The following is a 23245-nucleotide window of genomic DNA, read 5'->3' as shown; positions in this document are numbered from 1 at the left end:
AAGTCTGTTTTTGGCTAAACTGACTATAGAACAAAACAGCGGTCATCAGGTATGCCCCTGACACCGCTGTTATCTTTTTATGCTGTATTTTCTAAGCGGCGACTTCCACAATCTTTGGAGGATAAGACCATTGAGCGTGCCTGTGAGAATGCCGCTTATTATGAGATAAGGCAAAAGGCTGAACACCGCCCATGTGCCTGATATCACTGCCGCCGCACAAAGCTGACCTATATTATGAAAAAAGCCACCAAAAACTGATGTCACCCAAAGCTGGTTTTCACCAACTCTCGAAACCGCAATGTACATGGCGAGATACGCTAAAATTCCGCCTGTGAGTGAGAATGCAAAGCTTACCACAGTTCCGTAAAGCCCTGCCGCAAGGACTATCCTCAAAAGCAGCACCAAGCCTGCCTCTTTTCTGCCGATAAAAAGCATCGCTGCCATAGTGACGATATTGGCAAGCCCAAGCTTCATGCCGCCTATGGGCATGACAGGGAATTGTGCCTCCACCATGAAAATGATAAGTGACAAGGCGGTAAAAATTCCTATAAGGGCGATTTTTTGTACTGATATCTTCATGCTTCCACCCCTATATCACAGCGTCGGCAGATGTCTCACCGACTATTTTTATCACAAGCTTGTGCGGTGCACAAATGACGGTCTGTCCTGCGTGGGATATCTTTCCTGCATGAACACAGGTCTGGTTCGAGCAATCTGCGACAGACACCCAAATGCTTCCCTCGCCAACGGTTATGGTATTAGTGCCGTTTTCTGTTTTTATCTCAAAGGAATACTCCTTATCGGGGGAAAGGTCAGAAACAGTCTTTATGAGCTTGCCGTTTTCATATATCTCGGCAGAATTTTCTCCGCTCTTTCCACCTGTGAGAAAAATAAATATCAGGCACGCAGCGATAACAGCCGCAAAAACTGCCGCCCATATGAGATTCTTTCTTTTTACCACTGCCGCACTCCCCTTTTTACAGTATATCTGTTGTTATGAGTATACCACAGCCGTTCTTTTTCGTCAAGACAAACGGCAAGTGTCTGATTTTTTGTACTTAAATATTACAGCAAGGTTACAATAAGGTACAAGATTTCGTACAGTTGTAACATTGCTGTAATTTTCACCGAAAAAGCCGAAAAAATTGTCGAAAATTTATCAAAATATCCTTATTCACTATTGATTTTTTGAATGGGGTGTGTTAAAATATAAGAGTTGGATATTCTATTGTTAAGAGTATGTGAACATTTGTTCTTTTTATAGACCGCCATAGCCTGCATTATATGGGCAGATTAAACGATTGCTTGGGTGTATGTTAAATGATTTTAACCAAATCGTTGAAATTCTTGCTTTTTGCTTTTATTTTGCCTGCGGCTGTGGTATAATAATCTGAGCGTCGGCAGAGAGAGAAGCCGACAATCTCGTTAAGGAGTGTGTAAACTTGGAGAAGTTTGTTATACATGGAGGTAAGCCGCTGCATGGTACTGTGCAGATAAGCGGTGCAAAAAACGCTGCTGTTGCATTGGTTGCGGCAACTATCCTGTGCGACGAGCCGTGCGTTCTTGAGAACGTGCCTGAGATAAGCGATATAACTAAGTGCATGAAGATCCTGCGTGAAATGGGCGCAGAGGTCAGACTTTTAGATAAAAATACTATATATTTTGACACAAAGGGCATTGAAAAGCCTGAAGTGCCATATGAGCTTGCAAGAACCATGAGAGCGTCATGCTATTTTCTTGGCACGCTGCTTGGAAGATTTCACGAAGCTTTTGTTCCGATGCCGGGCGGCTGTGACCTTGGTGACAGACCTATAGATCAGCATTTGAAAGCTTTCAAGGCGCTTGGTGCGTCTGACGAGATAGTGAACGGAGCTAATCATGTCACAGCGGACGAGCTTGTGGGCAATCAGATATACTTTGACTTTGTTACAGTTGGCGCAACTATGAATGCAATATTTGCCGCTGTAAAGGCAAAGGGGCTTACTATAATCGAAAATGCGGCGAAAGAGCCTCATATCGTTGACCTTGCGAACTTCCTTAACTCAATGGGTGCTGATATCAGAGGCGCAGGTACAGACGTTATCAAGATAAGAGGCGTTGATTACCTCAAAGGCGTTACCTATGCGACTATCCCTGACCAGATAGAGGCAGGCACTTATATGGTAGCGGCGGCTGCCACAAAGGGCGACGTTGTTATCGCAAATGTTATCCCTAAACACCTTGAGTCTATCACGGCAAAGCTCCGCAAGGTAGGCGTAAACGTTGAGGAAAGCGACGAGAGCGTTCATGTATGGGTGGACGGTCCGCTCGTGAAAACTTCTATAAAAACTATGCCGCACCCTGGCTTCCCTACTGATATGCAGCCGCAGTTCTCAACACTGCTGACGCTTGCAGAGGGTACGAGCATCGTTACAGACGATATTTTTGACAACAGATTCAGATATGTGGCTGAGCTTAGAAGAATGGGCGCTGACATTTCTGTTGACGGCAAGGTGGCTGTTATACAGGGCGTTGGCAAGCTCAAAGGTGCTCCTGTTGTAGCAACTGACCTGAGAGCAGGCGCTGCCATGGTGATAGCAGGACTTGCCGCAGAGGGCACTACTGAGATAGACAATATTTTCTACATCGAAAGAGGATATGAAAAGATAGATGAGAAGCTCAGAGGGCTTGGAGCTGACATTCAGCGTGTTTACAAGCCTGACGCTAACGAAATGGAGCTTAGCGGCTGATAAATATTGATAACACTGCGGCGGCATATTATTTGCCGCCGTTTTTTACAGCATTTGAGAGGACATGATATGGAGCTTTTTATTTCCGACCTTGACGGAACGTTGCTTAACGGCAATGCAGAGGTGACAGAGTTCACGAGGGACACTTTGAACAGACTCATGGCAAAGGGGCTTAACTTCACTGCTGCCACGGCAAGGACGCTTGCTTCCGCAGGAAAAATACTTTCGGGGCTTGACCTGAAGCTTCCCGTTATACTTATGAACGGCGTGCTTATTTATGATATGGCGGAGAAAAAATACGTCAAGATAAACAGTCTTTCCAGGGAGCTTTGCGGTCTTATCATAGGTCTTTCAAAAGGACTTGGTTTAGAGCCTTTTATGTACTCGGTTTCAGATAACCAGCTTTCCACAAGATATGAGAGGCTTATTTCACCTGCAATGAAGAGCTTTTACAACGAACGCAGAGAGAAATATTACAAGTCTTTCACGCAGGTCAGTGACCTTTCTCAGTACATCGACAATGTGATATACTTCACTTTTATTGCAGAAAAAGAAAAACTTGTACCGCTGTATGACGCTCTTAAAGAAAATGAAAAGCTGAACATCACATACTATTATGATGTTTATGACCCCAAGCTTTGGTATCTTGAAGTGTTCTCTTCGGCGGCTTCTAAGGAACAAGGCGTGAGGTATCTTCGTGAGAATTACGGCTTTGACTTTGTCACGGCTTTTGGCGACAACACCAACGATCTGCCTATGTTCAAGGCGGCTGATAAAAGAGTGGCAGTAAAAAACGCCTGCAAAGAGGTGCTTGAAGGCTGTGACGAGGTGACAGGCACAAATGAAGAAGACGGTGTAGCAGAGTATCTTCTGAAAACTTTTGAAAGGAATTAGTTATGGCAAGGATATATCCACTTTTTTCATCAAGCAAGGGCAACAGCTCTTTTATCGGCAACAGTGACGGCGGGATACTTGTTGACGCAGGAGTATCCTGCAAACGTCTTTGTGAGGCTTTGAAAGCTAACGAGATCGACCCTGCTGTGATACAGGGAATTTTTATCACACACACTCACTCTGACCATGTTTCTGGGCTTAAAGTTCTCACGAAGAAATATCATATCCCTGTATTTGCCCAAAAGACCAATCTTGAGATACTTGTATCTGACGGCAAAATAGACCCCGCCTGTGACGTCAACGAAGTGGACGGCAATGAAGTGTGCATAGGAGATTATGCCGTAAAAGGTTTTGCAACATTTCATGATACCCCTGCAAGCTGTGGATATCAGATAAAGACCCCTGACGGCAAGCAGGTATGCGTATGCACCGACCTTGGCACTGTTACAAATGAGGTCGATATGCACCTGAGCGGTTCTGACCTTGTTTTGCTGGAGTCAAATTATGATGAGTCAATGTTGAAAAATGGACCTTATCCATACGAGCTGAAAAGGCGCATCGCTTCAGACCATGGACACCTTTCAAACTCAGCCTGCGGAGAACAGCTAAAAAAGCTTATGGCAGCAGGTACATATAAATTTATTTTAGGGCATTTAAGTCAGGAAAACAACACGCCTTTGCAGGCTGAAAACTCAGCTGTGGGAGCACTTGGGGAATACGAGCGCAACAGCGACTATATTTTACATATAGCAAAGCCTGAGGGCAGCGGAATGGCGGTGGCATTTTGATAAGGATAAATCTTATTACAGTTGGAAAGCTGAAAGAAAAATACTGGCGTGACGCAGCGGCGGAATACTCAAAGCGGCTGGGGGCGTTCTGCAAGCTTGAAATAGTTGAGCTGAACGAGTCGAGGTTATCTGACAACCCTTCTGAAAAGGAGATAGCGGCGGCGCTTGAAAACGAAGCAAAAGCCATGAAAGGCTACACTGACATCAAGGGCGCATACAATATTGCAATGTGCATTGAGGGCAAGCAGCTTTCAAGTGAAAAGCTGTCCAAAAAGCTCAGCGAATGCGGTCTGAACGGATTCAGCACAGTGAATTTCATAATAGGCTCGTCATTCGGCATTTCCCCTGAGATAAAGGCGAAAGCTGACCTGCGCTTGTCAATGTCGGAGATGACATTTCCGCACCAGCTTGCAAGGATAATGCTTTTGGAGCAGGTTTACAGGGCGTTTCAGATAAGTGCTAATACTAGGTATCATAAGTGAATTTCGGATATGACAAAACCGCCGCAGCCAAACTCGGCTGCGGCGGTAATTTTTATCTTACGAATTATTCTTGCTGTAATACTCTGTCTGCTTATCATAGACCACTTTCGGCGTGTAACGCTTTATGGCCTTGTTGTTCACCTTGATGTCAAGCTTTTCTACCCAGCTTGTTAATTTCTTCTGAAATTCATCGCTCTTCATTTCTTTTAGAAGATCTTCATGATTGTCCTTGGCATATTCTGTATCTCTGTCCTTAACATCGCCCTTGATAAGAATGTAATATGCATTATCGTCCTCATAAGCTGTTGCAACGTCTGTGCTCATACCGCTTACTTCTTTGAGTATCTTGCCGTTTGTGGTGTCCTTCTGAGAATCGTCCATTGTGCCGTAATTCATCATCTTTTCATTTGCATACGGGTCAGGTGCAGAAGAAGAACTGTCTGTGGAAGAATCTGTGTCTGACGCTGCTGTGCTTGAATCTGCTGTGCTGTCAGATACAGAAGATGTATCGTCGGAAGCTGTGGAGCTTGTGTCGCTCTCTGCTACAGAAGACGTGTCGTCAGAAGTCGTGCTGCTGTCTGCGGCTGATGAATCGCTGTCAGTGGCGGAGCTTGAATCTGAGGCTTTCTTTGAAGCAACATAGTCGTTGTACTCGTCTATAATGCTGTCGAAATCGTCAAACGAAACGCCCTGAGCCTTTTCAAGGAACTCATCTCTTTTTGCCTTGGCTTCCTCATTTGCAGCGTCTGCTGAGTCTGTAGAAGAATCGGTGGCTGATGATGAAGAATCAGTTGATGCTTTAGTTTTTGCAAAGGAAATGGATTTATATCTCAGGTAGTTATCATCAAGATACTTCACCATTTCATCGTCTGAAACGGCTTCCTCGCCGCCCTCTGCATAGTAGTGATCAAAAAGCTCTTCCCTCATTTTCGAGCCTTTGAGTGCAAGCTTTACAGATTCCTTTGAGATACCCTCTGACTCGTAAAACTCACCCTGAGAATCCCATGTGCTGCTTATGCTGTCATTAATAGACTTTATATCCTCATCTGAAAGAGTAAGTCCAAGCTCGTTGAACTTGTCAACTACAGCCGCATACTCCTTAGTTGCAGTGAGAGCATAATCTGAAAGATACTCGTCAAATGCCTTTCCGTCTACCTTCTGATCGAAATAGTCATTTTTGATGCCTTTCTGATAATACATCATCGTCATTTGATAGGACATTTCTGTAAGCTCATTATAAATGTAGATACCTGCGTTTATCTTGCTGTCACCTACTGTCATCACATAGCTTGTGTCCGAGCAAGCGGTAAGGCTCGCAGTACAAAGCAATGCGGCAGTAAGAGCAGCCGTTATTTTTTTAGCTTTAGCCATTTTATTATCCATTCCCTTTCCGAAAAATCGTCTTACTAACAGGCAGAAAACCGCCTTAACTTTTACATTATACTACATTTGCGCCTATAAGTCAAGTGGATATGTGTCTCTCACACGCAAAAACGGACGATCACTGACCGTCCGTTGTAATGCACTGATATTTTATCTATTGCTATTTCCTGTTTTTATGTCTTTCCAATTTACTTGCGTACATTATCTTATCCGCCTGTGCAAACATACCTTCAAGCTCGTGGATATCTGTTATATGTTTGCATACACCGCCTATACTGACGCTGACCTCAAACTCGTTACCTGCAAACCTGTTATATACCCTAAGCCGGTCGTTGACCCTTGCAGAAAATCGTTCAGGATAGTTGTCGTTATAGTCGTTACAGCCTATCACAACAAACTCATCACCGCCTACCCTTGCACAGATCTCATGATTTTTTGTCGATGCCAAAACTGCGTCTGCGATCGCTTTTATTGCAATATCACCGCTGTTATGGCCAAAATTATCATTTATCTTTTTAAGGCAGTCCAGATCGCAGACAGCGATAAAAGCCTTATTTTTCGGATCTGACATTCTGTCAATAACAAACTGGATATTTTTCTCAATGCCTATTCTCGAATAAACACCTGTCATGGCGTCACGGACTGCAAGATTAGCTATGGAGTTTTGTATCCGCATTGATTCCAGAGCATTGCTTACATGATTTGTCCAATTACGATAAGTGATATCTATAGTTTTTATTTCGTCACCGTAAGACAATACGGCATAGCCATAGCACCGATCTATAAAATGTACCGGAGTTATAAAGAATGCACAAGGGCTTTCACGCTCTTCTTCCAGATCAGGAAATATCTCTTTGAGTTCAAAAGGATCATGGAGAGTTCTGCTTTTGCCGTCAACATTTCTTATATAAAGCACCATATTTTCTGTATATTCCTTTGGAACAGCGGATATCTCACCGACTATCTCATGCTCTCCAAGGCAATCCTCATTAAGGCAGAGATAATATCTCTTCTGATCCAGTATAAGATAGAGAAAATATTGTATCCTGGCCATCAGATCATCGGGATCTTTAGAGCAAGCCATTATATCGGTCATACTGCTGTCCAAAAAGTCATGATAATTCATCTTGTTCTGAGGAGATAGCAAATCACGCTTTGTATAGCTATAATCCTCATGACAGCCGCAGGAAGCACCTATCTCCACCTTGCCGCCGTCCTCTATAAGACCCTGTGGTTCAACGCCTCTGATCCTTGCCTCAATGGTCATTACTGCGTTCACACCAGTTTCAAAGATCGGCGGTGAGCAAGAGGTTATAGCCGGCACGCAATGGATAGCCTCGTCTATTGCGTCATAACCTGCAACTATCATATCCTCAGGCACGCTCAGCCCGTTTTTCTGATATTCATGAACAACGCCTATGGCCATATAATCACCGCAGCAAACGATAGCGTCAGGTTTTTTACGTCTGCCATAAATAATATTATTTGCCACCTCTGCCGCTTTATCATACCAGAAGCCTCCGTCAAAGCAGACAAAGTCTGGATCATACTCTATGCCATGCTTTTCAAGGGCACGCTTATATCCTGCAAGTCGTTCACGAGTGGTGGCAGTCTCCAGCGGACCGCTCAAAAAAAGTATCTTCCTGCATCCATGGACCTCGATAAGATGTTCTGTCAATTGCATAAAAGGTATTTCATCTCGAGTATAAATACTTTCATAGTCCTTATAGCTTCCATCTATAAAGACCACAGGAACATGACATTTCTCATCTATATCCCTGCATATTTTGTCAAAAAGCCCAGGCATTTTCAACGTATCTGCCAGAACGATGACGCCATCGAGCTTATCATAATTTATAGCGTCATATATCTGCATTTCTCCAACAGACACTGCTTTTAAGAATGACTCTTTAACAAAGCTCGTGAAGATAAGCACATCATAGTCAAGCTGAAAAGCCTTTGTCATTACGCCTTTCAGCAATCTTTCCTGATAATAGCTTTCTGCCTCAGACAATATCACTCCAATGCGTTTTCTTCCCAAAATGTCTCACCTTCTCCATAATGTCGCATTTAGACGCACTGCACCCTACCTTTGTTCAGATATTATACCACATTTGGTTTGATTTGTCAAAGTTGTTTTGTGAATTTTCGTAAATATTTTAACGACTTTTTTATTTTTGTGATAAAATTATTAAGCTATTTTCAATATTATCAATACCGTTTATTTGATTAAATTTGTTGCAAATAAACTAAACAATTCACTTAATCGATTTCCAAATTGCGAAAATTTTCGGTAGCATGTTCATATAGACAACAAAATAAAAACTTTCAAGAATATTGTTAATAAATAAAACATCACAGAGAGATCTTTTTTTACACGGTAATATCGAGCAAGAAAAGAACAAAAAAAGTTTCAAAAATGTCTTGACAAGTAAAAGATCATATGGTATAATATTAAAGTCGCTTGGATAGTGTGACACATATAAAAAAATGATAAACTGGAGAAGTCGCCTAGCCCGGTTTATGGCGCACGACTGGAACTCGTGTATGGGTTAATAGCTCATCGAGGGTTCGAATCCCTCCTTCTCCGCCATAAGTCCACCGTAATTTTGATAGAATTGCGGTGAATTTTTATGCTATAATGAGTTAGACAAATCGGAATTTATGGAGAAAAATGAAGTATGGAACTGTGGGACGCTTATGATAGAGATTTCAAAAAGATTCAAGGTGTAACTCTGGTTCGAGGAGAGGCAATTCCGGAAGGTTTTTTTCATTTGGTCTGTGAAATAATCGTTAGACATATAGATGGAAGTTATCTCATCATGCAAAGGGATAAAAGAAAGCATTTGGGCGGAATGTGGGAGGCTACAGCGGGTGGTTCTGCTTTACAAGGTGAAGCCCCTGTAACCTGTGCCGCTAGAGAACTTCATGAAGAAACGGGAATTACCTCCGATAATTTAGTGGAAATAGGAATGGTGCTCCACCACAACCATAAATCGTTTTATGTGGAGTATCTTTGCATTACGGATATAGATAAGGATAGTATCGTTTTGCAAGAAGGAGAAACATCTAATTATAAATGGATTACGGCTGATAGATTGCTAAAACTGTCCAGGGATGAGTTGGCAACGCAGCGTATTCTAAATTTCATTGAAGAACTTAATTTATAAATTCTGGTTTGACGTGGAGTGGCAGTGGAGTTGTCAAAAACAATGCACCCCCTCAAATCGAGAACTGCACCCCCCTCTGAACCGAAGTTGCACCCCCTTTGATGGTTTCTATCAAATTACGGTTCTTTGCCAAAAAATCTCGTAAACACGTTGTTTGCGAGACTTTTTATTTTCTAAAGATATGACACGCAAAAAACTTCATAAAGCAAAAAATCGGACAGCCCGAAGACTGTCCGATTGAATGTTTTGTGATTATTCTATGGTCGTGATGTCGCTTCCGAACCAAGTTGTTGATATCTCAGCAAGCTTGCCGTCCTGCTTCATTTCGTGAAGGATCTCCTCGATCTTGTCGCAAAGTGCCTGATCGCCAAGTCTGAAGCCGATAGCGTACTCCTCTGGGTCAAGGCCGTCAGGAAGCACCTTGTAATCCTTGCCTGATGTGGATATCTCGTAGTTTGCAACTACTGAGTCAAGGAACGCTGCGTCTACCATGTTAAGCTCCAACTGCTGGAGGGCTTCAACATTTGTTGCAAGCTCTGTTGTTGTCGCACCATTTGCTACAACGTCAGATGCAAGAAGTGTTTCCTGTGCTGTTGAGCCGTTCTGTACGGCAATGTTCTTGCCTGCAAGGTCAGCCTGTGAAGCAACGTCGCTTGAGCCGTTTACAACGAACACCATTTCATTCTTCATGTAAGGCTCGCTCATGAGCATTACTTTCTTTCTCTCATCGCTGACAGAAAGGCCGTTCCAGATACAATCTATTGTGCCTGCATTAAGGTCCTGCTCCTTTGTATCCCAGTTTACAGAGTAAGTTTCAAGCTCTACACCAAGTCTTGAGCAAACTTCCTTTGCAACGTCGATATCAAAGCCTATGATGTTGTCGTTCTCGTCTGTGTAGCCCATTGGCTTGAATGTTGGGTCAAGACCGAGCACAAGCTTGCCTGAATCAAGAACTTTCTGAAGTGAGTTATCCTCGCCTGTTGCAGCGGCTGTGCTGTTTGCACCTGCTGATGATGAAGAATCAGATGTGCTTCCGCAGCCTACAGCCAAAAGCATCATGGCAGCAACGGAAAGTGATGCGATAGTCTTAAAAATAGATCTTTTCATTATTAACTTCCTTTCGGGTATCTTCAAAATACCATTTCATACGTTTTAACACTTTAATATAATAACATATTATAACGTCACTGTCAATTATCATTATTGCCCAAACCTTTGCAGGCTGTGGGTGCTTTTTCATAGAAAATGACCGCAGATAGGCGAAATCAGCACTTACCAAGCTTTTTCGCTCTTTCCATGAACCTTGCATACTTGCCTATTACCGCTTCTCCCTGTGTGATACCTGCATTTTTCAGTATCTCCAAAGGCTTTTCGGGATAGTCTGCGGTGTATTCAAGTTCAAGCTCATAGTCTGTCAAGCCGAGATATTCGCTTTTGTCAAGGCATATCTCAACATGGTCGAAATCGGTGCAGAGCTTGCGCTGAGTATGCAAAGAGCCTGCAAGGTCAGCGGCAGGGAAATCTCTCCCCACAAGCTGTGAAAGCTCCTGTGCGGTGAGCTTTTCAGGCAGGCTGTCAAGCTGTTGTTCATACTCTTTTTTCACATGAAGCGCACCGTTTTCAGAGATAGGTGCTTTAAGCTGTAAAAAATACCTATCCCCTATTTGTCTTACCCTGATACTTGTCATGCCCGTATCCTGCTGTGGAATATAATAAAAATTGGTCTGCTCTATTATTTTGCCCCACTGAAAAAGCTTTTCAGCGGTCTTGTACTGCTCCTGTGTGAGAGAAATTTTTATCTCACGCTCTATATTTTCGCTCATGGTAGCCTCCTGAATATATTATCATTTTACTATATTATAGCAGTATCATGCCCTAAAGTCAACTGGCGTAAAAGGTTGACAAATTCCCATAAAAATAGTAGAATTTAATTAGTAATTTGATTATTTTAAGGAGAGTTTGAGATGTCAAGAATATTGACGCCACAGCAGAAGATAGAGCGGAGCATCGTTACTGATTTTCGCAGAGATATATGGAACAAGTTCGTAATGGGATATGAGCGTTACGATATGATAAAGCCGGGGGACAAGATAGCGGTGTGCATATCAGGCGGCAAGGACTCAATGCTTCTTGCTAAGTGTATGCAGCATTTGCAGAAATATCAGGGCATGGATATCGGGCTGGAGTTTATTGTAATGAACCCCGGTTACAGCGACGCAAACAGGCAGAGAATAATCGACAATGCGGCACTTATGGGCATACCCATAAAAATGTTTGAAACAAAGGTCTTTGATATTGCATACAACACAAAACGCAACCCATGCTATCTTTGTGCAAGAATGAGACGTGGCTGGCTTTACAAATTTGCGCAGGATCTTGGGTGCAACAAGATAGCTTTGGGACATCATTTTGATGATGTTATAGAAACCATACTCATGAGCATGGTATACGGAGGACAGATTCAGACTATGATGCCGAAGCTACACTCGAGGAACTACGCAGGCATGGAGCTTATCAGACCCCTGTACATGGTGAAAGAGGCGGACATTATCCGCTGGGTGGAGCAGAACGATCTGCATTTTATCCGCTGTGCCTGCCGTTTCACTGAGAGCTACGAGGGGTTAGAGAAAAAGGGTGAGGTATCAAAGCGGCAAGAAATGAAGGAGCTTATAGCAAAGTTTCGTGCCACCAATCCCAACATTGAAAACAACATTTTCAAGAGCGTTTATAACGTCAATCTGCGCACTGTGATACAATACGAATACAAGGGCAAGAAGTACAATTTTATGGACACATATGATGATTACGACCCAAGCGTTCAGGCAGATGACGTTGATGATGAAGGGATAGAGTAAAACAGAGCAAAAAAATTGAGAAAAGGGCTTGACAAAGCGGCAGAGATAGTGTATAATATATTACTGTAATTGGTTTGCTGCTATGGCTCAGTAGGTAGAGCACGTCCTTGGTAAGGACGAGGTCACCGGTTCAAGCCCGGTTAGCAGCTCCAGCAGGTGCTTGCACCTGCACCCAGATCCGCTATCATTTATGGTAGCGGATTTTTTTGTCGCCGCCCATTGGTACGATACCCTACACACAAAAAACACCGCCCGAACTCCTCGGACGGTGTTACATTTTTATCTCGTATTACAGATTTGTATACTCCATAAGGCTCTTATCCACCTCACGGGCAACATCTCTGCCCTCTCTGATAGCCCATACTACAAGTGACTGTCCTCTGCGCACGTCACCTGCCGCAAAGACGTTCTTCACGTTCGTCTGATGTGTGCCGTCGGCTGTTGCGATATTCGTTCTGCCGTCTACCTCAACGCCAAAAGCCTTTGTGAGATAGCTTTCAGATCCCAGAAAGCCTGCCGCAATAAGAACAAGCTCGGTTTCTACCTTGTATTCGCTGCCCTCAACAGGCTTCATTATCGTTCTGCCTGACTTAGGGTCTTTCTCTGGGGAGAGTTTTACAAGCACTGCGCCCTTAAGATTGCCCTTTTTGTCTTTGAGAAACTCCTTGACAGTTGTCTGATAAACTCTCGGGTCATGACCGAACACACCGATAGCTTCCTCCTGACCGTAATCTGTCTTGCAGACCATTGGCCACTGCGGCCATGGGTTGTTCTCGGCTCTCGTGTCAGGAAGCTTTGGCATCATTTCAAGCTGCAAAACGCTCTTTGCACCGTGTCTTACGCTTGTACCAACGCAGTCATTTCCCGTATCTCCGCCGCCTATTACCATGACGTTCTTGCCCTTTGCGGAAATGTGGTTTTTATCCGTAAGACCGCCATTCAGCAGCGCCTTAGTTGTGGATTTCAGAAAATCCACTGCAAAATAGATACCATTTGCATCTCTGCCCTCGGCTTTTATATCTCTAGGGTTTGAAGCACCACAACAAAGTATCACTCTGTCGAAGTCCTTGAGAAGCTCAGCCGCTGTGATATCCTTGCCAACATTAACGCCTGTGCGGAACTCGATGCCCTCTTCTTTCATTATGTTTATCTTACGCTCGATAATCTGCTTTTCAAGCTTCATGTTCGGTATGCCATACATAAGCAGACCGCCCACTCTGTCCTCACGCTCGAAAACTGTTACACTGTGACCTCTCTGATTGAGCTGATCAGCGGCAGCAAGACCTGACGGGCCTGAGCCTATAACAGCGATAGTCTTTCCCGTTCTTACCTTTGGCACTCTTGCTGAAGCATATCCGCAGGCATAGGCATTTTCAATAATGCCGTATTCGTTAGCCTTTGTGGTAACAGCGTCGCCATTAGCTCCGCAGGTGCAGGCTTTTTCGCAAAGTGCAGGACAAACTCTTGATGTGAACTCAGGAAAATTGTTCGTCATATGAAGTCTGTAATATGCCTGCTCCCAGTTGCCCTTGTATATAAGGTCGTTCCATTCAGGGATAAGATTGTTAAGCGGACAGCCTGAAAATGCGTTGCCTATCTTCATTCCTGCCTGACAGAACGGCACACCGCAGTCCATACATCTTGCTCCCTGCTTCTGCTGCTCCTCCTTTGAAAGAGGAGTGTGAAATTCATTAAAATTCTTTATACGTTCCTCAACGGAGAACGCTGCTGCGTCCTCACGCTTATAGTCCATAAAACCAGTTGGCTTTCCCATATCTCAACTATACTTGCTTTCACGGCAAGTATATCCTCCTTTCGATTTTAAAAGTACAATATCTCATGTGCGCAGGCTTACTGCTTGCCGTTGATGATCTGATAGAATGCTTCTATCTGCGCCTGATCGCTGCTCATGCCCTTTTCTTCCATTGAAGCTATAGCAGACATCATCTTCTTGTAATCGTGAGGGATTATCTTCTTGAACTTAGGCAGATATTCCTCAAAGTTATCAAGAATACGCTTGCCCTTTTCAGAGCCTGTTGCGTCAACGTGCTGCTGGATAAGGTCTTTGAGCTGAATTATATCGTACTTCTCCTTGACCTCAGAGAAAAGTACCATTTCCTTGTTGAGTCTTGTGTAAAGGTGTCTGTCCTCGTCAAGAACGTAAGCTACACCGCCCGACATACCTGCCGCAAAGTTTTTGCCCGTCTTGCCGATAACTACCACACAGCCGCCTGTCATATACTCACAGCCGTGGTCGCCAACGCCCTCGACAACTGCCACTGCGCCTGAGTTTCTTACGCAGAAACGCTCGCCTGCAACACCGTCGATGAACGCCTTACCGCTTGTTGCGCCGTAAAGTGCAACGTTACCGATAATGATATTGTCCTCGGCTTTGAAAGTGGAATCCTTCGGAGGATAAACAACGAGCTTACCGCCTGAAAGTCCCTTGCCGAAATAATCGTTAGAGTCGCCCACAAGCTCGAGGGTCAAACCATTCGGGATAAATGCGCCGAAGCTCTGTCCGCCCGAGCCGTTGCAGACTATCTTGTATGTATCGTCAGCAAGTGTGTTATAATACTTTCTTGTTATCTCTGAGCCGAAGATAGTACCGAATGAACGGTCTGTGTTCTTGACATTTACCGTGATAGACTTCTTCTCACCACTCTTAAGATTTTTCTCGAACTCCTTCATGAGTACCTTTTCATCAAGAGTGTTTTCAAGCTTGAAGTCATACTTGGATTTCTTGTTGTATTCTACCTTTTCTGAAACGTAATCAGAGTTGATGATATTAGAAAGGTCAACTTGTGCCGCAGTGCCTGTGATACCAGCCTTTGGCTTGATAAGGTCAATTCTTCCCACAAGCTCGTCAACTGTTCTTACGCCAAGCTTTGACATATATTCTCTAAGCTCGGAAGCCACGAATATCATAAAGTTCATTACATATTCAGGCTTGCCGGGGAACTTCTTTCTAAGCTCCGGGTTCTGTGTTGCAACACCAAATGGGCAAGTATCAAGATTACATACTCTCATCATTGCACAGCCGAGTGTTATCAGCGGAGCTGTTGCAAAGCCGAACTCCTCTGCGCCAAGGATCGCTGCGATAACAACATCACGGCCTGTCATGAGCTTTCCGTCTGTTTCGATAACGACCTTGTTTCTAAGACCGTTCTTGATAAGGGTCTGATGTGCTTCTGCAAGTCCAAGCTCCCATGGAAGTCCTGCATTGTAGATAGAGTTTCTCGGAGCCGCACCTGTACCACCGTCATAGCCTGAGATAAGGATAACACCTGCGCCTGCCTTTGCAACGCCTGCCGCAACTGTACCAACACCGCACTCAGAAACGAGCTTTACAGAAATTCTTGCGTTCTTGTTTGCGTTTTTCAGGTCATAGATAAGCTGAGCTAAGTCCTCGATAGAATAGATATCGTGGTGTGGTGGAGGTGAGATAAGCGACACGCCAGGTGTGGAGTGTCTTGTTTTAGCTATCCATGGATAAACCTTTTTGCCGGGGAGATGACCGCCCTCGCCAGGCTTTGCGCCCTGTGCCATTTTTATCTGTATCTCATCAGCAGATGTGAGGTATCTTGAAGTTACACCGAAACGTCCCGAAGCCACCTGCTTGATAGCTGAACATCTGTCCTCAGAAGTACCCTTTGTGAGAAGTCTGTCAAGGCTCTCACCACCCTCGCCTGAGTTTGACTTGCCGTGAAGTCTGTTCATTGCGATAGCAAGTGCTTCATGAGCTTCCTGCGAGATAGAGCCGTAGGACATAGCGCCCGTCTTAAATCTTCTTACAATAGAGTCAACGCTCTCAACTTCCTCCAGCGGAACAGGATTTTCAGCAAAGTTGAAATCCATAAGACCTCTGATGTTCACAGGGTCCATTTCCTCAGAGATAAGCTTTGAATACTTCTTGTATGTTTCATAGTCGCCGGTCCTTGCAGCCTGCTGGAGCAGATAGATAGACTGAGGATTGTAGAGATGCTCCTCCTTGCCGCTTCTGAACTTGTGGCTTCCTCTTGATTCAAGCTCTGTGTCTGTGCCAAGTCCAAGAGGGTCAAAGGCTGATGTATGAAGTCTGTCAACGTTTTTCTCGATGTCAGATATTGTGATACCGCCTATTCTGCTGACTGTACCTGTGAAATACTTGTTTATAACATCCTGACCGATACCGATAGCCTCGAATATCTGTGAGCCTTGATATGACTGTATAGTAGAGATACCCATTTTTGAAGCTATCTTTACGATACCATGGAGAACAGCCGCATTATAATCGTCAACAGCGGCATAGTAATCCTTGTCGAGAAGGTCGTCAGCAATAAGCTCGTGGATAGTTTCCTGAGCAAGATAAGGGTTGATAGCGGAAGCACCATAGCCAAGCAGTGTTGCAAAGTGATGGACTTCTCTAGGCTCGCCGCTTTCAAGGATAATAGCAAGAGATGTTCTCTTCTTTGTAACAACAAGGTGCTGATGAAGCGCTGATACTGCAAGCAGTGACGGGATAGCAAGGTGGTTCTCGTCAACTCCCCTGTCTGAAAGGATAAGGATATTTGCGCCCTCGCTGAACGCCTTGTCTGCTTCTATATAAAGTCTGTTTATAGCCTTTTCAAGTCTTGTGTTCTTATAATAAAGTATAGGGATAACAGCTACCTTAAAGCCGGGAATGTGCATATTCTTTATTTTAAGGATATCTGTTGAGGTAAGGATAGGGTCGTGTATCTTCATTACCTTGCAGTTTTCAGGCTTTTCTTCAAGAATGTTGCCGTCCTCACCAATATAGACAGTTGTGGAGGTAACTATTTCCTCTCTGATAGCGTCTATAGGCGGATTTGTTACCTGTGCAAAGAGCTGTTTGAAGTAGTTGAACAGTGGCTGAGGCTCTTTTGAAAGCACCGCAAGCGGGCTGTCTGTACCCATAGCGGCAATAGACTCAGAGCCGTTCTTTGCCATTGGCAGGATAGATGTCATAACGTCCTCATAGGTATAGCCAAAAGCTTTCTGAAGTCTTTGTCTTTCCTCGTAGCCGTGTTCCTCTACCTTTATGTTTGGTATCTTAAGGTCTTTAAGTCTGACAAGGTTGCTGTCAAGCCACTCGCCGTAAGGCTGCTTTGAAGCATAGTATTCCTTAAGCTCGTCATCGTCGATAACTCTGCCCTGAACAGTATCAACAAGAAGCATTTTGCCCGGGCGAAGTCTTTCCTTTTCAACGATATTGTCTGACGGGATAGGAAGTGCGCCAACCTCAGATGAAAGGATAAGATTGCCGTCCTTTGTGATATAATATCTTGACGGACGCAGACCGTTTCTGTCAAGCACTGCACCCATGATATCTCCGTCAGAGAAAAGGATAGAAGCAGGTCCGTCCCATGGCTCCATCATAGTTGCGTAATACTGATAGAAGTCTTTCTTAGCCTGACTCATCGTGCCGTTGTTATCCCATGGCTCAGGGATCGTTATCATGACAGCCAGTGGCAGATCCATTCCACTCATGACCAAAAATTCAAGTGTGTTGTCGAGCATTGCAGAGTCAGAGCCTTCTGTGTTTACAACAGGTGTGACCTTATCAAGGTCGCCCTTCAAATGCTCAGACTTCATCGTTTCCTCACGGGCGAGCATTTTATCAGCATTGCCTCTGATAGTGTTTATCTCACCGTTGTGAACGATCATTCTGTTAGGATGAGCCCTCTGCCAGCTTGGGTTTGTGTTGGTAGAAAATCTTGAATGTACCATAGCGATAGCAGACTCGTAGTCCTTATCCTGAAGGTCAGGGAAGAACTTTCTGAGATCCTGCACCAAGAACATTCCTTTATATACTATAGTTCTGCTTGAAAGTGATACAACATAGGTGTCCTCGTTTGACTGCTCGAACACACGTCTTGCAACATATAGCTTGCGGTCAAAGTCAAGACCCTTTTTAACGCCCTTTGGACGCTTGATGAAGCACTGCATTATGGCAGGCATACACTGGGCAGCTCTCTTGCCAAGCACCTCAGGCTTTGCAGGAACGACTCTCCAGCCAAGGATCTCCAGACCCTCTTTTTCAGCGATTATCTCAAACATCTTCTTTGCCTGATTTCTCGCAAGCTCGTTCTGTGGGAAGAAGAACATACCAACGGCATAATCTCTCTCCTCGCCAAGCGTGATCCCAAGCTCAGCGGCGGCGATCTTCTTGAAGAATTTATGTGAGATCTGAAGCAGGATACCTACTCCGTCACCTGTTTTGCCCTCTGCGTCCTTACCAGCACGATGCTCAAGCGTTTCAACGATAGTCAGCGCATTTGCAACAGTATCGTGGCTCTTTTTGCCCTTAATGTTCACAACAGCACCTATTCCGCAGTTATCATGCTCGAATTTCGGTGAATACAGGCTTTTTACATTAGTCATATCCTCCATGCGTTCCATTTTTATCACCCTTTCCTGCCAAACTGTAAAAAAATTATAGCTTATCGTTCAGCAACGTATGTTATTTCACGGCTCATAGCCGATTTTTAGCTGTTTTTAACAAAAAACTTGCAGGAAGAAATTAAAATCCTGCAATCCTGCATAAGTGCAAACAAACTCAAAGTGTGGTTTTTCGCACAAATGCAAGGAAATAGCCTTTTGCCGTCTTTTTTGACGGCTTAATCATTATAACACACATTACAGCAAAATGCAAGAGCGAATGATAAAACTTGCATAAAATCATTATTAATTTTTAGTTAATCAGTATACATATATAACTTATGATTTCATATCGTTTTCCTAGGTAAACCTTGCAAACTAACGTAACAACGCTCTTTTCAGCTTATTTACAGCCATTTTCAGCGGAGAATCGTACTCTTTGTAAAAATGCTGATAATCCTTAGAATTGTTCCAGTCACCGCCCCATTTCCAGCCGTGGCGCCTGAAAATGCAATAGCAAAGGTCTGTTCTGTCAATCTTGTGATCAAAAGCCTTGTCACGGTCCGCATACTCTGCAGCATTGGCAGGCATGACCTTATTCCCCACTATATAAGGATTGATAAGAGGGTTTATGTCTATCGCCCTGCCGTAGCTGTGAGCCGAAATAGTGTTGGTACCAGCCACCACCCTATAGTTGAAGGCAGAGGAATTGTTATCCGCCATTGACCTTTCATCATCAGCGTCATACTCGTCAACGAGCCTGATTTTTTCTATCTCATAACCGCCCTCGAAAAGCTCATAGAAGATATCCAGAACCTCCTGCGCAAGCTTTCTCGCCACGATAAGCTCCCCCGACTGCACCTTATGCTCAAAGTCATAATATCTCACACGCAGATAGGCAAGGTCGCCCAGCTTCACATAGGGATTTTCCTTATAGGAAACGCCTTTGATACGCTCTATCACCTCATTTGGAAGCTCCTCAGCCGTAAAGCCCTCTCTGTATAATATCTTTTCCATAAAAAACACTCCTTACAAAAAGCGGTCAAGGCATGATACCTTGACCGTCCTTATTATTTATCCGCAGACTTGTAGTACATAACAACAGGCGTACCGTAAGGCACGTTGTCATAAACATATTTGGCGTCGTCATAGCTCATATTTATACAGCCATGAGAGCCGTTATATTTGTATATCTCACCGCCGAAATATCCGCCTCGCCACGTTGAATCGTGAAGACCTATTCCGCAAAGAGAAACGTTGTTCCAGAAGTTGCACTTTGTATCCCACTCGTCGCCGTCGGCATTTGTGTCTTTCATACGCTTGTTGGTCTCCTTTGACCACAGCTTATAAACACCGGGGAGAGTTGTTCTCGCCTTAGATGTGGTCTGACCTGAAACTATATAGGTATCGAGCTTTTTCTTGCCCTTTTCATAATACCACAAGTGCTGGTCGGTAAGGTCTATCTCAATATAAGTGTCGCCTATATCATCATCCTTGCTTCTCGCAGACTCAACGCCTGTAAAGTCATAATAACCGGTACTGTAATAGATAGGGTCTACCTTGTCAACGCTCTCGCCCTTTTCAAGCATATCCACAAGATCGTCACAAGTCTTTTCCTGATCTATCCACCAGCCGTATTTAGCATCAGAGCTTGTCGGCACGATTATGTCGCCCTGCAAAGTTGCGTGGAATTTTCTCTTAGTATTATATGTATCATACTTCTTTGCGAGCTTTTCCACATACTCCATGGCTTTCTTTCTGTCCACAGTGTAGCTTCCGTCATCTTTGAGCTTTATAATCTTCATAAGCTCCTCGCCCGTGAGAGTTTCTGTGGTGTAGTCAAAATCGTATGTGACAGAAAGCTGGAAAACGTCATTTCGTTTCTTGCAATCGTCCTCAAGGTCTGCGCTCTTCACCTTTGGAAGAGAATAACAACCTGTGTCCTTGTCAAGCTCAACGCTAAGCTCACCTGCCGCCACGCTTTGCGTAACATAAGCTTCAAGCTTTTTCATATCGGTTATCTTGTTTCCCTGCACCTCAGAGGTGATAACATAAGCCGTCTTATCCTCGTTAAGGCCAAGCTTTGCATCGGCAGTTTCAACATCGCCCCAGTTTGCTTTCTCCACAAGCTTCTGAAGCTTCTCAACATCAAATGTGATGTCCTCATTAAAGCTATAGGTGGAATTTTGTATAAATCCAGAGAACCATGTTTTTCTGTTCACGCTGTCATAGATCTTCTGAAGCTCGTCCTTGCCGCTTAGTCTGTAATCAAAATCAGCCGTCTTGAAAACAACAGACGTGCCGTCGATAGTTTTGACCGTAAGCTCATAAGGCATATCATTCACCCCGAGCAGGTCGCAAGCCTGTTCAAATGTCCTTCCGCCCACGTCAACGCCATTCACTGTTGTGCCGCTCAGAAATCTGTTGCTATAGTAAGCTCTTCCAATGAAATATCCTCCGCCCACAACTATCACGATAGCCGCTGCCGCAGTGCCGCAGATAATGCCGATATTGTTGCGTTTTTTCTTTCTTTTCTTATTCTTTGACGAACCTTTGGCAGAGCTGTTTTTCTTCACAGTTGCCGCAGTCTTTTTCTTTATTTTTGTGGAATTTTCCGTCATCAATTATCCTCCTGTACAAAATGACGTTCGGCATTTGCCGACAATGTATCAAGAATAATTATATCATGCTTTTTTCCTTTTGTCTATAGGATAGACTGAAAAATTTGTCACAAAAAGAGTGTCGGATATTCTTATTTAATGTACAAATAAACGTACTGCAAAAAAATACACGCAAACACAGTAAAAAAATATCGGGCAGATAACTCCACCCGATACAATATCAGTCTTTTATATACTTGTCCTTGACCTCGCTGTAGGTCTTGCAGAAGCGGTCATGGGAGATATACGCTCCCCAGCTCATGTTATCGTCCACCTGAGGATCCATAACATATACCTGACCGTTTATCGTTACCTCCACCCACATATGATAGCCGTAACCGCCTGCCGCCATAGCGGTCTTTCCGTCAACGGTCTTTGCGTCAAAGCCTATGTAGTTGAGCATTGCGGCGTAAACATAAGAATACTCTGTGCAAGTGCCGTAACCGTCCTCAAGAACAGCCTTGACAGGATTTGCCCAGCCGCCGTAATCATAGACCGTGTTCTTTATAATATAATCGTAGCAAGCCACAGCCTTTTCGTAGTTTGTCATATCATCTGATATTATCTTATCGAGATATTTCAGAAGTATCTTTTCTTCCTTTGCGCTGAGCGTCGCCTTTGGATCAAGCACTGCAGAATTAAGTCGCTGTGCAGGGGTCTTGCCGTTGTCGACAACAGGCGCAGTGGTTGTAGTTGTAACAGGCTTTTTAGTTGTTGTCACCTTAGCGGTGGTGGTCTTTTTCTTGGTAGTAGTCACCGCAGGCGTTGTGGTCGTAACAGGGGCAGTTGTTGTCTTTGCAGTGGTAGTAGTTTTTGCAGTAGTAGTTTTCACTGTTGTAGTCTTTTTTGTAGCCTTTGAGGCAACAGTATCGCTATCAGTAGTGCTGACAGGGGCGGAAGTAACAGCAGAAACCTTTGTTTCAGACTTTGAAGCCTGCTGAGTTTTCTTTGTCACAAGGCTTACTGATATGCTAAGCTTTGTGTCAGCGGAAGTCACGCTCTGCACTGCGGTAACTGACGCTGGCTTCTGTGATATTACAGAGGTCGTTACGCTCTCTGTTTTCAAAGCTGTTTCAGAAGCTGACTTTGTTGACTTTGTTGTTTCGCTTTTTGCAGTTTTTACAGCCTTTACAGCCTCAGTCTGAGAATTTTTCGCAGATTTCTTGACGGCTGATGTTGTAAGAACAGTTGTGTTATCCCCGATCTGCTCAGATGTTTCCTTGTCAGAAACAACAGAAATGACCTTTGCATTTTCAGGCGGCATGACCGCACATGGCTGGATAACATTTTTATCAAGTGTCGCAAAAGTCACAGCAGATACTGTCACAACTCCGCAGGCAGAAAGCACAGCCACACAGCGGGATATACCCGACTTCAAATAACCCAATTCAGAACGCTCCTTTCAAATGTGATAAACTACACCATATTATAATGAATAAGGTTACAAAAGTCAAGGGGCATTGTAATCAAATTGTAATTTTCAAGCCGTTTTTTCGCTCGTTTATGAAGTTTATATGAACGTTAAGTTACAACCATTGTACATTTTATATCCCAGAAACGACAATAAGGGTTCTATTTTTATCACTTTTAACAAATTTCGCAAAACTTTTATTAATAATACCGAAAAACGGACACCTGCGTTACAAAAGCCCATATTTTCCACGATATTTTACATATCTATCCACAAAATCGCCCACGCAAAAAAAGAACGCTGACACAAGCCAGCGTTCCCTTTTTGAAGTATATGAAGTATATATGGAGAAAAAAGTATATGTGTAAATTCTTTTGTCTTTCTCTTATTGTATTTATATTATACTCCGCCAATGTGACAGTTTTATGATAACGTGCTGAAAACTAATACACAAAAAATAAGTGCAAAAAAACGCCTGCCATATGACAGACG

General features: G+C 43.8%; 17 protein-coding genes and 2 tRNA genes. 8 read left to right on the top strand and 11 right to left on the bottom strand.

Annotated elements, in window-relative coordinates; all coding sequences use genetic code 11:
- Window positions 1–69: 69 nt before the first annotated feature.
- Both DWW81_RS02965 and DWW81_RS02960 read right to left on the bottom strand, forming a co-directional pair.
- Window positions 70–579, bottom strand: a complete 510-nt coding sequence (locus DWW81_RS02965) for a Gx transporter family protein (protein WP_117896729.1) — start codon at window positions 577–579, stop codon at window positions 70–72.
- A gap of 10 nt (window positions 580–589) precedes the next feature.
- Entirely contained in the window at window positions 590–961 is a 372-nt protein-coding gene (locus DWW81_RS02960; protein ID WP_181982652.1) for a NusG domain II-containing protein, read from the bottom strand.
- A 481-nt stretch (window positions 962–1442) separates the two neighbouring features.
- Here DWW81_RS02960 and DWW81_RS02955 point away from each other — a divergent pair, with 481 nt between their 5' ends.
- The 4 genes from DWW81_RS02955 (at window position 1443) to rlmH (ending at window position 4893) form a co-directional block, all read left to right on the top strand.
- Window positions 1443–2729 (top strand): UDP-N-acetylglucosamine 1-carboxyvinyltransferase, encoded by a 1287-nt coding sequence (locus DWW81_RS02955; RefSeq protein WP_117891504.1) that lies wholly within the window; start codon window positions 1443–1445, stop codon window positions 2727–2729.
- Window positions 2730–2798: 69 nt separating this feature from the next.
- Complete coding sequence (locus DWW81_RS02950) at window positions 2799–3623, top strand: HAD family hydrolase (protein ID WP_117896731.1); 825 nt, start codon at window positions 2799–2801, stop codon at window positions 3621–3623.
- Between the two features lie 2 nt (window positions 3624–3625).
- Window positions 3626–4411: an MBL fold metallo-hydrolase gene (locus DWW81_RS02945; protein WP_117896732.1), complete on the top strand. Its 786-nt coding sequence runs from the start codon at window positions 3626–3628 to the stop codon at window positions 4409–4411.
- Entirely contained in the window at window positions 4408–4893 is a 486-nt protein-coding gene (rlmH, locus tag DWW81_RS02940) for a 23S rRNA (pseudouridine(1915)-N(3))-methyltransferase RlmH (protein WP_046441652.1), read from the top strand. Before DWW81_RS02945 ends, rlmH begins: the two co-directional genes overlap by 4 nt.
- A gap of 57 nt (window positions 4894–4950) precedes the next feature.
- Here rlmH and DWW81_RS02935 read toward each other — a convergent pair whose 3' ends face one another.
- Together DWW81_RS02935 and DWW81_RS02930 are read right to left on the bottom strand one after the other, a co-directional pair.
- Window positions 4951–6264, bottom strand: a complete 1314-nt coding sequence (locus DWW81_RS02935; protein WP_147338953.1) for a hypothetical protein — start codon at window positions 6262–6264, stop codon at window positions 4951–4953.
- A gap of 172 nt (window positions 6265–6436) precedes the next feature.
- A complete protein-coding gene (locus tag DWW81_RS02930) occupies window positions 6437–8317 on the bottom strand; it encodes a GGDEF domain-containing protein (protein WP_117896734.1) in 1881 nt (626 codons plus the stop codon).
- Window positions 8318–8776: 459 nt separating this feature from the next.
- Here DWW81_RS02930 and DWW81_RS02925 point away from each other — a divergent pair.
- Together DWW81_RS02925 and DWW81_RS02920 are read left to right on the top strand one after the other, a co-directional pair.
- Window positions 8777–8869, top strand: a tRNA-Ser gene (locus DWW81_RS02925).
- Window positions 8870–8957: 88 nt separating this feature from the next.
- Window positions 8958–9446 carry an NUDIX domain-containing protein gene (locus DWW81_RS02920; RefSeq protein WP_117896735.1) on the top strand — a complete coding sequence of 163 codons (489 nt, stop codon included), beginning with the start codon at window positions 8958–8960 and terminating at the stop codon, window positions 9444–9446.
- Window positions 9447–9698: 252 nt separating this feature from the next.
- Here DWW81_RS02920 and DWW81_RS02915 read toward each other — a convergent pair whose 3' ends face one another.
- Entirely contained in the window at window positions 9699–10553 is an 855-nt protein-coding gene (locus tag DWW81_RS02915) for an amino acid ABC transporter substrate-binding protein (protein ID WP_117896736.1), read from the bottom strand.
- A gap of 158 nt (window positions 10554–10711) precedes the next feature.
- Complete coding sequence (locus DWW81_RS02905; RefSeq protein WP_117896738.1) at window positions 10712–11269, bottom strand: CYTH domain-containing protein; 558 nt, start codon at window positions 11267–11269, stop codon at window positions 10712–10714.
- Window positions 11270–11410: 141 nt separating this feature from the next.
- On the opposite strand from DWW81_RS02905, the gene DWW81_RS02900 reads away from it, so the two are divergent.
- Window positions 11411–12301 (top strand): ATP-binding protein, encoded by an 891-nt coding sequence (locus tag DWW81_RS02900; protein ID WP_117896739.1) that lies wholly within the window; start codon window positions 11411–11413, stop codon window positions 12299–12301.
- Window positions 12302–12377: 76 nt separating this feature from the next.
- A tRNA-Thr gene (locus DWW81_RS02895) sits at window positions 12378–12453 on the top strand.
- A 137-nt stretch (window positions 12454–12590) separates the two neighbouring features.
- Here DWW81_RS02895 and DWW81_RS02890 read toward each other — a convergent pair.
- The 5 genes from DWW81_RS02890 to DWW81_RS02870 all read right to left on the bottom strand — a co-directional run bounded on the left by DWW81_RS02890 (window position 12591) and on the right by DWW81_RS02870 (window position 22729).
- On the bottom strand, window positions 12591–14075 hold the full coding sequence (locus DWW81_RS02890; RefSeq protein ID WP_117896740.1) for a glutamate synthase subunit beta: 1485 nt from the start codon (window positions 14073–14075) through the stop codon (window positions 12591–12593).
- Window positions 14076–14152: 77 nt separating this feature from the next.
- The gene (gene gltB, locus DWW81_RS02885; protein ID WP_242991639.1) at window positions 14153–18685 is read right to left on the bottom strand and encodes a glutamate synthase large subunit; all 4533 of its coding nucleotides are present in this window, start codon (window positions 18683–18685) and stop codon (window positions 14153–14155) included.
- A 375-nt stretch (window positions 18686–19060) separates the two neighbouring features.
- Window positions 19061–19699: a M15 family metallopeptidase gene (locus DWW81_RS02880; RefSeq protein ID WP_117896742.1), complete on the bottom strand. Its 639-nt coding sequence runs from the start codon at window positions 19697–19699 to the stop codon at window positions 19061–19063.
- Window positions 19700–19752: 53 nt separating this feature from the next.
- The gene (locus DWW81_RS02875) at window positions 19753–21303 is read right to left on the bottom strand and encodes a L,D-transpeptidase family protein (RefSeq protein ID WP_117896743.1); all 1551 of its coding nucleotides are present in this window, start codon (window positions 21301–21303) and stop codon (window positions 19753–19755) included.
- Between the two features lie 220 nt (window positions 21304–21523).
- Window positions 21524–22729, bottom strand: coding sequence for a transglutaminase domain-containing protein (locus DWW81_RS02870; RefSeq protein WP_117896744.1), 1206 nt, complete (start codon window positions 22727–22729; stop codon window positions 21524–21526).
- Window positions 22730–23245 lie beyond the last annotated feature (516 nt).

Origin of the sequence: Ruminococcus sp. AF17-1AC (assembly GCF_003461385.1) — a bacterium.
GTDB lineage: Bacteria > Bacillota > Clostridia > Oscillospirales > Ruminococcaceae > Hominimerdicola > Hominimerdicola aceti.
The sequence above is the reverse complement of the archived record's forward strand: the minus strand, read 5'-3'. Positions and strand labels throughout refer to the sequence as shown.

Coding starts and splice junctions, on each gene's coding strand:
- DWW81_RS02915 (WP_117896736.1), bottom strand. CDS start 10,553: ATGAAAAGATCTATTTTTAAGACTATCGCATCACTTTCCGTTGCTGCC.
- DWW81_RS02905 (WP_117896738.1), bottom strand. CDS start 11,269: ATGAGCGAAAATATAGAGCGTGAGATAAAAATTTCTCTCACACAGGAG.
- DWW81_RS02935 (WP_147338953.1), bottom strand. CDS start 6,264: ATGGCTAAAGCTAAAAAAATAACGGCTGCTCTTACTGCCGCATTGCTT.
- gltB (WP_242991639.1), bottom strand. CDS start 18,685: ATGACTAATGTAAAAAGCCTGTATTCACCGAAATTCGAGCATGATAAC.
- DWW81_RS02880 (WP_117896742.1), bottom strand. CDS start 19,699: ATGGAAAAGATATTATACAGAGAGGGCTTTACGGCTGAGGAGCTTCCA.
- DWW81_RS02945 (WP_117896732.1), top strand. CDS start 3,626: ATGGCAAGGATATATCCACTTTTTTCATCAAGCAAGGGCAACAGCTCT.
- DWW81_RS02950 (WP_117896731.1), top strand. CDS start 2,799: ATGGAGCTTTTTATTTCCGACCTTGACGGAACGTTGCTTAACGGCAAT.
- DWW81_RS02900 (WP_117896739.1), top strand. CDS start 11,411: ATGTCAAGAATATTGACGCCACAGCAGAAGATAGAGCGGAGCATCGTT.
- DWW81_RS02890 (WP_117896740.1), bottom strand. CDS start 14,075: ATGGGAAAGCCAACTGGTTTTATGGACTATAAGCGTGAGGACGCAGCA.
- DWW81_RS02965 (WP_117896729.1), bottom strand. CDS start 579: ATGAAGATATCAGTACAAAAAATCGCCCTTATAGGAATTTTTACCGCC.
- DWW81_RS02920 (WP_117896735.1), top strand. CDS start 8,958: ATGGAACTGTGGGACGCTTATGATAGAGATTTCAAAAAGATTCAAGGT.
- DWW81_RS02875 (WP_117896743.1), bottom strand. CDS start 21,303: ATGACGGAAAATTCCACAAAAATAAAGAAAAAGACTGCGGCAACTGTG.